Origin of the sequence: Oligella ureolytica DSM 18253 (assembly GCF_000373745.1) — a bacterium.
Lineage (GTDB): Bacteria > Pseudomonadota > Gammaproteobacteria > Burkholderiales > Burkholderiaceae_B > Oligella > Oligella ureolytica.
Map to the genome: position 1 here is coordinate 1 of NZ_KB892323.1, position 13,014 is coordinate 13,014.

The 13,014-nt window shown below is 42.8% G+C and carries 13 protein-coding genes and 2 pseudogenes; 4 read left to right on the forward strand and 11 right to left on the reverse strand.

Going from position 1 to position 13,014, the window contains the following annotated elements; genetic code table 11:
• Positions 1-161: transposase (locus B092_RS14180; protein ID WP_425311479.1), on the reverse strand; the 161-nt coding region annotated here is incomplete at its 3' end.
• A 482-nt stretch (positions 162-643) separates the two neighbouring features.
• Here B092_RS14180 and B092_RS0109970 point away from each other — a divergent pair.
• Positions 644-1,210: a rhodanese-like domain-containing protein gene (locus B092_RS0109970; protein ID WP_018575098.1), complete on the forward strand. Its 567-nt coding sequence runs from the start codon at positions 644-646 to the stop codon at positions 1,208-1,210.
• Between the two features lie 31 nt (positions 1,211-1,241).
• Here the strand turns inward: B092_RS0109970 and B092_RS15725 are convergent, their stop codons facing one another.
• The 6 genes from B092_RS15725 to rpmH form a co-directional block, all read right to left on the reverse strand.
• Positions 1,242-1,586 (reverse strand): drug/metabolite transporter permease, encoded by a 345-nt coding sequence (locus tag B092_RS15725; protein WP_026253723.1) that lies wholly within the window; start codon positions 1,584-1,586, stop codon positions 1,242-1,244.
• A 236-nt stretch (positions 1,587-1,822) separates the two neighbouring features.
• A complete protein-coding gene (locus B092_RS15730; protein WP_211208960.1) occupies positions 1,823-2,107 on the reverse strand; it encodes a hypothetical protein in 285 nt (94 codons plus the stop codon).
• Between the two features lie 163 nt (positions 2,108-2,270).
• Complete coding sequence (gene yidC, locus B092_RS0109985) at positions 2,271-3,935, reverse strand: membrane protein insertase YidC (protein ID WP_018575099.1); 1,665 nt, start codon at positions 3,933-3,935, stop codon at positions 2,271-2,273.
• Between the two features lie 116 nt (positions 3,936-4,051).
• On the reverse strand, positions 4,052-4,279 hold the full coding sequence (yidD, locus tag B092_RS0109990) for a membrane protein insertion efficiency factor YidD (protein ID WP_026253725.1): 228 nt from the start codon (positions 4,277-4,279) through the stop codon (positions 4,052-4,054).
• Between the two features lie 12 nt (positions 4,280-4,291).
• Positions 4,292-4,654: a ribonuclease P protein component gene (rnpA, locus tag B092_RS0109995; protein ID WP_018575101.1), complete on the reverse strand. Its 363-nt coding sequence runs from the start codon at positions 4,652-4,654 to the stop codon at positions 4,292-4,294.
• Between the two features lie 115 nt (positions 4,655-4,769).
• The gene (gene rpmH, locus B092_RS0110000) at positions 4,770-4,904 is read right to left on the reverse strand and encodes a 50S ribosomal protein L34 (RefSeq protein WP_018027072.1); all 135 of its coding nucleotides are present in this window, start codon (positions 4,902-4,904) and stop codon (positions 4,770-4,772) included.
• A 314-nt stretch (positions 4,905-5,218) separates the two neighbouring features.
• Here rpmH and dnaA point away from each other — a divergent pair, with 314 nt between their 5' ends.
• The 3 genes from dnaA to gyrB are packed head-to-tail and all read left to right on the forward strand — an operon-like array spanning position 5,219 to position 10,525.
• Entirely contained in the window at positions 5,219-6,889 is a 1,671-nt protein-coding gene (dnaA, locus tag B092_RS0110005) for a chromosomal replication initiator protein DnaA (protein ID WP_018575102.1), read from the forward strand.
• A 15-nt stretch (positions 6,890-6,904) separates the two neighbouring features.
• Entirely contained in the window at positions 6,905-8,059 is a 1,155-nt protein-coding gene (gene dnaN / locus B092_RS0110010) for a DNA polymerase III subunit beta (protein ID WP_018575103.1), read from the forward strand.
• Between the two features lie 15 nt (positions 8,060-8,074).
• Positions 8,075-10,525 (forward strand): DNA topoisomerase (ATP-hydrolyzing) subunit B, encoded by a 2,451-nt coding sequence (gene gyrB / locus B092_RS0110015; protein WP_018575104.1) that lies wholly within the window; start codon positions 8,075-8,077, stop codon positions 10,523-10,525.
• A 190-nt stretch (positions 10,526-10,715) separates the two neighbouring features.
• Here gyrB and B092_RS15170 read toward each other — a convergent pair.
• The 4 genes and pseudogenes from B092_RS15170 to B092_RS0110035 form a co-directional block, all read right to left on the reverse strand.
• Positions 10,716-10,880: pseudogene (locus B092_RS15170) on the reverse strand (IS3 family transposase); the annotation flags it as partial.
• 30 nt (positions 10,881-10,910) lie between these two features.
• A pseudogene (locus tag B092_RS14190) lies at positions 10,911-11,482 on the reverse strand (integrase core domain-containing protein); the annotation flags it as partial.
• 164 nt (positions 11,483-11,646) lie between these two features.
• Entirely contained in the window at positions 11,647-11,874 is a 228-nt protein-coding gene (locus B092_RS0110030; protein ID WP_018575106.1) for a hypothetical protein, read from the reverse strand.
• Between the two features lie 70 nt (positions 11,875-11,944).
• The gene (locus B092_RS0110035; protein ID WP_018575107.1) at positions 11,945-12,835 is read right to left on the reverse strand and encodes a TIGR01777 family oxidoreductase; all 891 of its coding nucleotides are present in this window, start codon (positions 12,833-12,835) and stop codon (positions 11,945-11,947) included.
• Positions 12,836-13,014: the final 179 nt, after the last annotated feature.

Here is a 13,014-nt window from a genome sequence, read left to right on the forward strand (position 1 = left end):
AGTGTTTTACGGCTTTTACCGTTGCGGCTATTGCCGGAGTTACGGCCTTCGGGCGCATATTTACTATAGCCTAAGTGGGCATCAAGCTCAGCCTCTAAGGCACTTTCAATCACTTGCTTACGCAAGGACTGAAAGACCTTATCCATCTCCTCAGGCGTCATCTTTTCTTTTACGATGGCTTGAGCTAATTCAGTTATTTTGTCGTTATCCATGTCAATACTCTCATCCTATCTATAGGTTATAAGATTAATTAAATATCGACATTTACACAAAGGATTTTATAGTCTCAGTTTTGAATTAATTTAAATTACTAGTCACTTTTATTATTTGATATTTCAATTATCAACTTTGGATTTGATTTCTATTTTAAATAACAACTTTGCATTTAAAGCGTTTAAAAAACAAAGAAGATAATCGAAACACAACCAAATCACAACTTACGATCTGGAAAATTCAAAATCGATACTAAGAAAGTAAAACGGTTGTGGATTAAATTTAAAGTACAAGTATCAAATTTACGTGCGCTTTTTTCGCTAAATCCAAATAATTGCTTGTTAATCGACTTCATTTCTTGATTTTTGTTTCTTGCTCTATCATTTAGGTTAAGCTAATATGAATTAGCGTTATTAACCATTAAGCGAGGATGGATATCGTGAAAAAATTATTGATAGCATTAAGTTTAGCTTTGGGTATGGCAACCAGCCCAGCCATCGCCAACGATGACATTGGTATGAGTCCACAAGCGGTTTATGAGATCAAGCAGGAAAATAAAGAGCCGATTCTTTTTGTGGACGTACGTGATCCTGTAGAGATCATGTTTATCGGACAAACCGATGTGGTGGATCTGAATATCCCCTTTCTGATTGTGGATCGCTACAGTATCGATGAGGAAAAGGGCGTTTTCCGCATGTATAGAAACCCCAATTTTGTTGATGAAATTCGTGCCGCACTTAAAGAGCGAGGTTTAGCTGAAGACACTAAGGTAGTGACGATGTGTCGTTCTGGTAGTGAACGTGGTAAGCCAAGTGCTGACTTTTTACGTGAAGCTGGTCTTAATGCATACTACGTCGTAAATGGCTTCCAAGGTAGTGCAATCAAAGAAGGCGAGCATGCGGGTTTCCGTACTCAAAATGGTTGGCAAAATAGTGGTTTACCATGGACTCCTAAGATGAACAAAGATAAGATATACCACACACCTAAAGAGGAATAACCACAATGGAGCTTCGCATGAAGCTCCTTTTTTATTTCTTGGTTTTAAACAATCTAAGCCACAATCCAGAAGCTACTACTGAGCCACTGACAATCAATAGACCCGATGCTATTACTGCAAAACTTGCCTCTGCATATCCAAAAATAATTAATAATAAGGTAGAAATCAGCGGGGTGAGATAGGCAAGTGTACCCACTAATTGGATATTGCCGTACTTAACGCCATAATCCCAGAAAAAGAAGGCTGCACCTACTGGTCCTAGTCCTAAGCCGATAATGCCAATCCATTGCAAACTCGTTGCAGGCCAAACTGTGGTTTCAAAAAAGAAGTGGTAAATCAAAGCTAAAATCGCCGTAACAAAGCAAAACCAGCCCACAGCATCAGTGGTACATTACGTACTAAACGACTTAATGTGGAGTATAGACCCCAGCTAATCGCTGCTCCTAAAGCACATAAATAACCGGTTAAATAATTCCAATCAAAACCGGCCCCATTTTCTTTTCCACTGATTAAAATCCAACAACCAACTAGCGTTAAAACAGCTCCAATTAGATGGTAAAAACGTAGCTTTTCTCCTGGTAAAAAGGAGCTAAATAAGACGATTAATAATGGCTATAAATAGGTAATTAAACTCACCTCAACTGCTGTGGCAAGGCTCATACCTGTGAAGTAGAAAAAGTGAAATCCAAAGAGTCCAGCGACCCCAATAATCCAAGAAAATAATGGTTGCCTGATATAACGAAAACCATTTTCTTTATTTATTATCCAGCGTAAAAAAATCAAAATAAAGGCAATGCTAAAGCACATTGCCATCATTTGGAAAGGTGGAATAACGCCTTGGGTTAGAGTTGTAAGTAAGGCGATGGTGCCGAAAATGACAATGGCAATAAAACCCACACGAGTGCCTTGGACCACCGATGGGTTTTGATTCGTCGCTTGATTTGATGTGTTTTTAATCAATTTTAGTTATAAAAATTACGATATTTAGGCAAAGAAAAAACCGGAAAATAAATTAATATTAACCGGTTTTTCTTAGAACCCTAGTAGGGATTAATTACATCTAGCTATCATTAGCTGCGCGCGCAAGGCGTCTAGTGATGAACTGCTGCTGTGCAATTGATAAGATGTTGTTAACTACCCAGTAAAGTACGAGACCGGCTGGGAACATGAACATCATGGCACCAAATACGAGCGGCATAATCATCATGATACGGGCCTGCATCGGATCAGGAGGTGTTGGGTTCAGTTTAAACTGAAGGAACATCGTAGCAGTCATGATGGCCGGTAAGATGAAGTAAGGATCGGCTAGGGATAAATCCTGAATCCATAGAATCCACGGGGCACCACGTAGCTCCACACTCGCCAAAATCACACGATAAAGTGTTAAGAAAATCGGGATTTGCAACAAGATAGGTAAGCAGCCACCCATAGGGTTAATTTTCTCAGTACGATACAGCTCCATCATGGCTTGATTGAGTTTTTGGCGATCATCACCAAACTTCTCTTTAAGCGCTTGCATACGTGGCCCTACATGCTTCATACGAGCCATTGAGCGGTAGCTTGCAGCCGATAATGGGTAGAGTACGATCTTGATAATGATGGTTAGAACAACAATGGTCCAACCCCAGTTACCAATGAATGAATGCAACCAGGTCATGAGTTTGAACATTGGCTTAGCGATGATGGTTAACCAACCATAGTTAACAACTAAGTCCAAACCTGTACTAATTTCTGACAATTGCTGCTGATCTTGAGGACCAACCCACAACACGGATTTAGTGCTAATTGTCGCGTCTGGTTCGATTGCCCCTAAAGGCTCAATGGCACTGATAGCATAAAGATTATTAGAGATTTGACGGGTATCATAAAAACGATTTTTACCTTCTTCAGGAACCCAAGCGGTTACAAAGAATTGCTGAATAAAGCTAATCCAACCGTCATCGCTTTGACCTGCTTCCGGTCCTTTCTTTTTCTCAATATCAGAGAAAGAAATTTTCTGGAAGCGGTGCTGATCGGTGTACATTGCAAAGCCGTTATAGGCATTGTCAAAATAAGTCCCACCACCGGTTTCCAGATTATCACGGGTAATTTGTAAATAAAGGGATGGTGATTGGGCGACAGAACTGATGTTGGTAACGGTATCCTCTACATCAATTTTAAAGGTACCGCGATTGAAGGTATAAGTACGGGTTAATTTTAAGCCGTCACTCTCTGCTTCAAACACCACATCTAAGGTGTCACCTGTCATTTCAGTTTGTTCTGATACTAAGCTGAAAAGCGTATTTTGGTTAGGGTAGTTTGAACCGGCAGAACCGACTAAACCACTTTGTACAGTGTATACATGTTGACCGTTATCGAGTAAGACAAAGTCAACGACGTTATCAGACTCTTCTTCGTGACTGAGATGAAGCTTAGCGCCAACAATTTGTGCACCTTTAGTGTCAAACTGCATGGTGAAAACGTCAGTCTTAATCGTCACGATTTCTTGTTCAACAGTGGCTGAGCTTGCATTATCGCTCATCGCTACTTGAGGGCTATTCGCATTAGTTGCTGATGACGGAATAGAGCTTGGCGTAGCAAGATCAGCTTCTCGAGCTTGAGCCTCTTGCTGCTGTTGTTCAGTAAGCTCTGCAACAGGTGGATTATTGTATGTCATCCAGCTGTTCCAAATCATGAACAAGGAAAAGGCAAAAATCATCCAAAGGATGGAGCGTCTAGTATCCATTAGTTATTTCTTGTTAAATCAGTGGGAAAATATTTCACAAATAAGCTCAGTAGTTTAACCCACATTGGCACCTTACTAATTACAAAGCAGTATAAGCTTTACAAATGTTAAAAAGTCTAGCGTGGTTTTTTAGGTGGTACAGGATCGTGGCCACCTTTAAATAAGGCATTGCAGCGAGAAATTCGCTTAATTCCTAACCATACTCCTTTAAAAGCACCGTGTGTTTGTATGGCTTCAATCATATAGTTAGAACAGCTTGGAGTAAAACGACAAGAGTTGCCTACCCATGGACTGAGAAAGTATTGATAGAAGCGTATTGGCAATATAAGCAATTGTTTAAGCACAGAGAGAACCTCCTACTTAACTTGATCAAATAAAGAATCGACCTCTTGACGGGTAATTTTTTTGAGCGCAGTTAAGGAACAGTCAGGAATTTTTTGATGGAGTCGAATAATGTAATCACCGGGAGGTAATTGATCACGGCGCGCTCTAAAAGACTCTCTAATAACTCGTTTAATCGCGTTGCGACTGCTGGCACGTTGAGCATTGCGTTTGGCAATGATTAAGCCTAATCTGGCCGTGCTGTCTGGTGAAGAGTAGTGGATATATCGACTGAGCATGAAAAACGCCCCTCGACCAATTCGCTTGCCTCTGAGGGCTGTATTGAATTCGCTGGGGCGCAATAGGCGCGCAGATTTAGGAAAAGTGGCGCCGCTCATTGCTTTTAGGTCCTGTTATTGCAGAAATTTTGCTTATACTCGGATCCTTGGTCATCCAGAAGGTATGACAGGAAAACTTATTTAATTACGTATCGGTAATTAAATTAAGCAATGATTAAACAGCTAAGCGCTTACGACCTTTAGCACGACGTGCATTGATAACAGCACGACCACCTTTAGTCTTCATACGAACACGGAAGCCGTGAGTGCGTTTACGACGAGTAACGGATGGTTGATAAGTACGTTTCATAACAAAGATTCCTTTTTAATAATTAATTTGTCCGGAACTAATTTATTGCTAATTTATTAATTCATTTGAGTATTTTTAATGCAATAAACTAATACCTAAAAGCGAAATTGGTGAAAACCATAAATTATGACAAAAAAACTCAATAAAGTCAATAGACTACGTCGTAATATGAGATAGCACGATAGAAAAAGATGAAAATGTAGCTACTGAGTCTATTTATATTATATTATCCACAATCTATCCACAATGTGGATAACTTTATATAAGAAGAGTAAAATAGTTCTCTTCTTTAAAAATTTAGTTCATGAGGTTATATGGGAGATTTTTGGTCGCATTGCTTTTCTACACTTGCCGGAGAGTATCCGGTCGAGCAGGTAAAAGCGTGGATTGAGCCATTAGATTTTGTGGCGTTTGACGAAGAAGTGGGTATCTTAACTATTTCTGCTCAAAATCCCATTAAGTTGAAGTGGGCCAAAGAGTCTTATTCGGATCGTATAAAAGCCATTGCTGAGGCGTGGTATCAACGCGACGATATTCAGGTGGATATTGTTTTGGCAGGTACACGTGCGGCTCGTTTAGCCATCAAAACACCGGCAGTTACCACTCCTACGGCTCCTAAAGTAGAGCGCGAGGCTGTGCCAAGTGCGGCAAAAATTGCTGTGGAGTCGGTTGCTGCCGCTGACTCCGGATCTAAGTCTACCAAGCTTCAAGAGGCGGTTGAACAAGCGCGTCTGGCGGCTGCGGTGGCACAGGCTAAAAAACAACAAAATCAAGCCAACACACCACAATCATCATCAGCGACTTTTTCAGACATTGACACAGCGGATATATCTATCGATACAAGCTCTTTTGGCGAGGAGATTACCTTGCCTAATATTCATATACAGAGTGTCGATGCGGATCAGTTAGTAGCGGAGTTAAACTCTCAAAATTCGTATGAAAAATCCAACCTCCTCAAGGAATTAAGCTTCGAAAACTTAGTAGAAGGCCGCTCTAATGCGTTGGTGGTAACCGCTGCAAAGAAAATCATTGACGATTACTCAGAAGGTGAAGGTGGTGAGCTAAGCTATAACCCGTTTTACATTTATGGCGCGACAGGCTTGGGTAAAACTCACGTGATGCACGCCATGGGTAATGCCATTTTACGTAAAAAACCGGGCTTGCGTATTCGCTATATTCATGCCAATGAGTATTTTACGTCGATGGTTGATTCAATTAAACGAAAGGCTAACGACGAGTGGCAGCGCGATTATCTCAATCTAGACCTGTTGTTAATTGATGATATTCAATTCTTTAGTGGTAAGGAGCGGACACAGCTGGAATTTTTCCACTTGTTTGAACGCATGGTGCGCGAAAATAAACAGATTGTGATTACCTCTGATACCTATCCGCGTCAGTTACAGGATATGAATGCGCGTTTAACCACACGTTTTGATTCAGGGTTAGCAGTGAGTGTCGAACCGCCTGAGTTAGAGCTACGAGTCGCTATTTTGCATAAAAAGGCCGAGGAGCATCGTGAGTTTAATTTATTAGATGAGTCCGCCTACTTTATTGCCAAGCATGTGCGCAGTAATGTACGAGAATTAGAGGGCGCATTAACAAAAGTAATTGCTTATGCCGGTTTTTATGGCAATAAGGAGTTAACTATTGAAATTTGTCGTGATGCATTAAAGGATTTGCTCAGTGCGTCGATAGGACAGATTACAATTGAGAATATTCAGAAAACTGTCGCAGAATATTATAAAATCAAAGTATCCGACATGCAATCAAAGCGACGTCACAGAACAGTTGTAGTGCCGCGTCATATTGCGATGTATTTAGCCAAGGAACTTACTCAAAAGAGTCTTAACGAAATTGCCGACTCTTTTGGCGGAAGAGATCATAGTACGGTTTTGAGTGCTGTTAAAAAAATTACTCAAGAGCGTATGCGCGATCAGGAGCTAAATCACCGCTTACGCGTATTAGAGCAATCACTAAAGGGATAATTCAAAGGGAAAATCATGCAATTACTAAAGGCTAGCAGTGAAGTTTTAATAAAGCCGTTAAACACGGTCATAGGTATTGTTGAGCGTAGAAGTACGATGCCGATTTTAGCCAATATCTTGATTAAAAAAGATGGCAACCGTGTCGATTTTACTGCTACTGACTTAGAGGTGGAGATTAGTACCACGGCAGATATCGGTGTAGGTGACGAGTCTGCTTTAGTGACTGTATCTGCACGCAAGTTTTTAGAAGTATTACGTGCTTTACCCTCAGGCGGTATCGTTGATATTACCCTAGAAGACGGCAGGTTACAGATTGTTTGTGGGCGTAGCCGCTTCAGTTTGCAGACGATGCCGGGTGAGGATTTTCCCCCTGTTGAGCAGCCGGATAGTTGGCGCGAAAATATCAATCCCGACACGCTGGAAAATACCTTTGTATTACCGCAAAAGACGCTCAAACGCTTATTTAACATGGTCTCCTTTGCCATGGCTAAGCAAGATATTCGCTACTATTTAAATGGTATACTGTTAGTTGTGGAGCCGGGTAAGGTACGCGCTGTAGCAACTGATGGGCACCGTCTCGCTCATTTATCAGAAGATATTGAGACACCGGTTACTGATGAACAGCAGCTGATTTTACCCGCTAAGACGGTGATTGAGTTACAGCGTCTATTAGACGACTCAGATGAGCCTGTTTATATTAGTCTTCACAAAGACACTAAGCATTCGCAAATTCGCTTCGCTTTTGGTGATATTGTGTTGGTATCAAAATTAATCGAGGGTCGTTTCCCTGATTATAAGCGCGTCATTCCGAGTGATTATGATCGTCATCTGACTATTAATCGTGAGGAGTTTCAATCTAACCTTCAGCGCGCCCGTATTTTAGTGGCTAATGACCGTCTTCACGGCATTAAGCTGAATTTTAGTGATAACCAATTAAAGATCTATTCTAACAACCAAGAACAAGAGGAAGCGACCAACAGTTTAGCGATCGAATATCCTTTTGACCCATTAGAAGTTGGTTTTAATGTTAACTATTTATTAGATGTACTGTCTGTGATCAAGGATGAAGAAATTTCTGTTTCTGTCAAACCGGTTGCAGGTTCATCAGTCATCGTTAACTTACTAAGCGACGAAAATTTCAAGTATGTCGTGATGCCATTGCGCATTTAATCAATCAGTAAAATTATGAGTGAAAACACAGAAAATAAAAAAGTCGAAGGCTATGGTGCCAGTAGTATTCAGGTTCTAAAAGGTCTAGAGGCTGTTCGTAAGCGTCCGGGGATGTATATTGGTGATACATCCGATGGCACCGGTTTACATCACATGGTTTTCGAGGTGGTTGATAACTCAATTGATGAGGCGTTAGCCGGTCATTGTGATGATATCGTTGTGACCATCCATGCTGACGGTTCAATTTCTGTTGTGGATAATGGCCGCGGTATTCCGACCGATGTCATGGAGCATGATGAGCTTAGCCGTAGTGCGGCCGAGATTGTGATGACTGAACTTCATGCCGGTGGTAAGTTTGACCAAAACAGCTATAAGGTGTCCGGCGGTCTACATGGGGTAGGCGTTGCGTGTGTTAATGCGCTATCAGAGTGGTTACGCTTGACGATTCGTCGTGACGGTAAGGTTTATCAAATTGAATTTGCTCAGGGTGTACCACAAGGCTCAATAGAGGTTATTGGTACCACTGATAAGACAGGCACCAAGGTACATTATCTTGCCGATGTCGAGATTTTCTCTCATATTGAGTATCACTGGGAAGTATTATCTAAGCGCCTACGTGAGTTATCTTTCTTAAACAATGGCGTTGGTATTCGTCTGGTTGACGAAATTAACGGCCGCGAAGAGAATTTTGCTTATGCCGGCGGTGTACAGGGTTTTGTTGAGTTTATTAATAAGAGTCGCACCGTAGCGCACAGCAATGTCTTCTATAGTACGTCCGATTCTGATGCCGGTGGTGTTAATGTCACCGTTGATGTGGCTATGCAGTGGAATGACGGTTATAACGAGCAGGTGCTTTGCTTTACTAATAATATTCCGCAGCGTGATGGCGGTACCCATCTCACCGGTTTGCGCGCGGCCATGACTCGTGTTGTTAATAAATACATCACAGACAATGACTTAGCTAAGCGCGCCAAGGTACAAACGACCGGCGATGATATTCGCGAGGGGTTGGCTTGTGTATTATCAGTCAAAGTGCCTGAGCCTAAGTTCAGTAGCCAGACTAAGGATCGTCTGGTTTCCAGTGAAGTGAGACCGGCCGTTGAGGATGCGGTAAGTCGTGCACTTGAAACTTGGCTATTAGAAAACCCACAAGATGCCCGTGCTATTTGTGAAAAAGTAGTTCAAGCGGCGACTGCCCGTGAGGCTGCCCGTCGTGCTCGTGAGGGCACAAGACGTAAGGGGTTATTAGAGGGTGCCGGTCTGCCGGGTAAATTGGCTGATTGTCAGGAAAAAGATCCGGCGAAGTCTGAACTCTATATTGTGGAGGGGGACTCTGCGGGTGGTTCGGCCAAACAAGGTCGTGACCGTAAGTTCCAAGCGATTCTACCACTTCGGGGTAAGGTGCTTAACGTTGAAAAAGCGCGTTTTGATCGTTTGATTGTGAGCGATCAAATTACTACCCTAATCACGGCACTTGGTACCAGTATCGGTCCTGAGTTTGATGTGTCTAAGCTACGCTATCACCGTATCATCATCATGACGGATGCGGACGTCGATGGCGCACATATTCGCACCTTATTATTGACTTTATTTTATCGTCAAATGCCTGAGCTCATCGAACGAGGCTATGTGTATATCGCGCAGCCACCGTTATACCGGGTTAAGTTCGGCCGTGAGGAGCGCTACCTCAAGGACGAAATCGAGGAAATCGCTTTCATGAAGGAAGTAGCCCTTAAGGATGCGGGCATTATTCCGTCTGAGGGAGCAGATCCTATTGATGCCGAACGCCTCAAAGAGATGTTTGATCTTTATTATGAAGTGGATTCAGTCACTGAGCGTTTATCTCGTAATTATGATGTGGATACATTATCGGCAATTGCTGAAGGTGTTAGTATCGACCTAAGCTCTGAAGAGACTACCCAACAGAGTATGGATGCTTTAGCTGAAGCACTTATCGATCCTGCTCATCCGCATTTAGTGAGTTTTGCGCTTGAGTTTGACCAAGAGCTTAATAAGCATCGCATCTTAGTTAACCGTAACCATCATGGTAATATCCGCGTTACTGTCTTAGATACCGAGTTTATCGAGAGTAAGGACTACGCTCTGTTGAAGCACGCTGCTGAAACGTTTAGCGGCTTGATTGGTGAGCGTGCTGTGGTTTACCGTGGTGAAGGTGAACGCCGTCGCCAAGAGCGCATTGAGGATTTCCGCGATGCAGTGCGCTGGCTCAACTCCGAAGCGGATCGTCAGGTGACTAAGCAGCGCTATAAGGGTCTGGGTGAGATGAACCCTGAACAGTTGTGGGAAACGACAATGGATCCTTCGGTGCGTCGTTTACTACGAGTTCAGGTCGAAGATGCGATTAATGCAGATATCGTCTTCAGTACGTTGATGGGTGATCAGGTTGAACCTAGACGTGCCTTTATCGAAGAAAATGCCTTATTAGCGGCTAACTTAGATGTTTAATATCGCCTAATATCGACTCCATCTTCAGTAAAATGGCTGCTTGTTGTTATAAATAAGCAGCCATTTTGTCGTTTTATATCAGCTCATTAAGTAGTAGAGTCAGATAGTTTAATTATTATTATTCAATACCTGGTAATCCCCCCACTAAACCGCAGTATGAAGTGACCCTATAAAGTTGGACGGTTAGTTTTTATAAGAAGGACTGATTTCTGTATTGCACAGGACTCAGCCTCTTTAGTTTTGTACTTACTCTTTCATGATTATAGTAGTAAATATACTCATGAATCCGTTTCTCTAACTGTTCAATGCTAGTAAATTTTTCACGATAGAACAATTCACATTTAAGTGTACCGAAGAGGATAATCACCCCATTTTTAGCAGTACTTCATCGTAGAGTGAGTGAATGCTGATGTAATTTTTGTTTAGGGGTGATGCCGCCCAATGCCATATTGGGACGTTCATTATTATATGTCCAGAGCCAAGCTGTAGCTCCTTGTTGTACTTCTTCTAGGTTTTCGAAGAGATTCTGTGCTAACCAATCATAGCGAACCGTTCGATTATAGCGCTCGACGTAGGCATTTTGCTGTGGGTTTCCTGGTTGGATATGAATTAACGTAATTTGTCGTTGAGCCGCCCACTCAAGAAGTACTTTGCCGACGTATTCCGGACCGTTGTGGCTACGCCGAACTTCGTTTCGCATCGCAAATTGTCCCATTTTCCACGCCATTCAATAATTTGATCTAGCGCTCGTATGACTCGCTCGGCAGGTAACGAGAAGTCCACCTCGATACCTAAGCCTTCACGGTTAAAGTCATCCACGACATTAAATAGTCGGATACTTCGGCCATCCGCTAGTTGATCGTGCATAAAATCCATTGACCAGACTTGGTTAATGCGCGTCGCCGTACCCAAGCGCTCAGGACGTTCACGCACCAAGCGTTTTTCCGGCTTCAGCTTGTTTTAAGATGGCCATGATTTGGCTGTCAGTGTAACGAGACTTTTTCATTGAATTTCCTTTATAGAAAATTCTACTCCAGATCACTGCGGATGAAGTGACCCCCAAAATTCGGATTTTTAATATGTCCAACTTTTGGGGGTCACTTCAAGGTGCAATGGGGGATTTATAAAGCCCCTTGATAATACCCGGTGCCTAATGAATGCTCGCGCTGAGTTGAGTTCAGCGGCTTATAATCTATTTTTTTTTGCTTTAGTTTTTGCTCAATTTGCGCCAATGTAGCTAAGCCCGAATTCGTACTTGCTGCTTTATAATGACCTGTATGCTTCCAGTAGCTCGCTAGCTCTGGGTCATCTTTAACTTGTTCCCAAAGGCTTTCTTTACCTTTTTTCATAACTGCTGTTTGCTAAGCAAGCAAGTCTCCGCTGCTATGCTGATCAATCTTAGTAAAGGGGAAGGGGACACTACAACGCCTTTAACGCTTCCTCCAGCTGGGGATACTTAAACTTATATCCAGCCTCAAGAATGCGTTTCGGCTGCAGTCTTTGTCCACCAAGCACCAACTCCGCCATCTCGCCTAAGATCAACGTCAACATAAACCCCGGCACCGGCAAAATAGCCGGACGACTGAGATGGTGGCCTAGGGCTTTAGCGAATTCTTGATTTCGTACCGGATTCGGTGCGCAGGCGTTATAGGCACCACGGCATTCGGGATGCTGTAATACATAATCAATCATGCCCACCTCATCATCTACATGCACCCATGGCATCCACTGCTGGCCACTACCCTGCTTACCGCCCAAACCAAACTTAAACAAAGGCATTAAACGCGATAAGAACCCACCCTGTCCAGTTAGCACCAGACCGGTACGTATTAAGGCTACGCGTATTCCTAATGATTCCGCGGCTAATGCCGAAGCTTCCCACGCCGCACACAAATGCGTAGCGAAGTCTTGGCTTTGTGGTGGACTCTCTTCGGTTAATACTTCCTCGCCCCCATCGCCATACCAACCAACGGCTGAGCCGGAAATTAATACGTCCGGCTTGTGATCCTGTTTCGCTAACCACGCCACCAACTCATTGGTTAAGGTGATACGGCTATCAAGCAATAATTGCCGACGTGCTTCTGTCCACGGTTTATCGGCAATGGGTGCACCCGCTAAGTTGATCACCGCATCAAACGGTATCTGATCAATTTCAGCTAGTGTTTTCACACCTTGCACCGTTGAACCGCAAAGTCCTTTTACTTTTTCTGGAGTACGGCTCCATACATACACCTCATGCCCTTGGCTTACCCATAATTGGCAAAGATTACGCCCTATCAGCCCAGTACCACCCGTAATTAAGAGTCGCATTGCTTTATTCCTTATCTTTTTCTCATTGTCGCATCGGTGAAAACCCTGCTGTAATGACCCAGTAAAAACCTGCTCAGGTCTTAATTTGATATTATGGAGAAAATTTGACCATGAGTACAGAGATGAAGTCAGAGAATCGTCGTTGGACAGCCAAGCGTAAAAGTGCGTTAGTGTTAGAT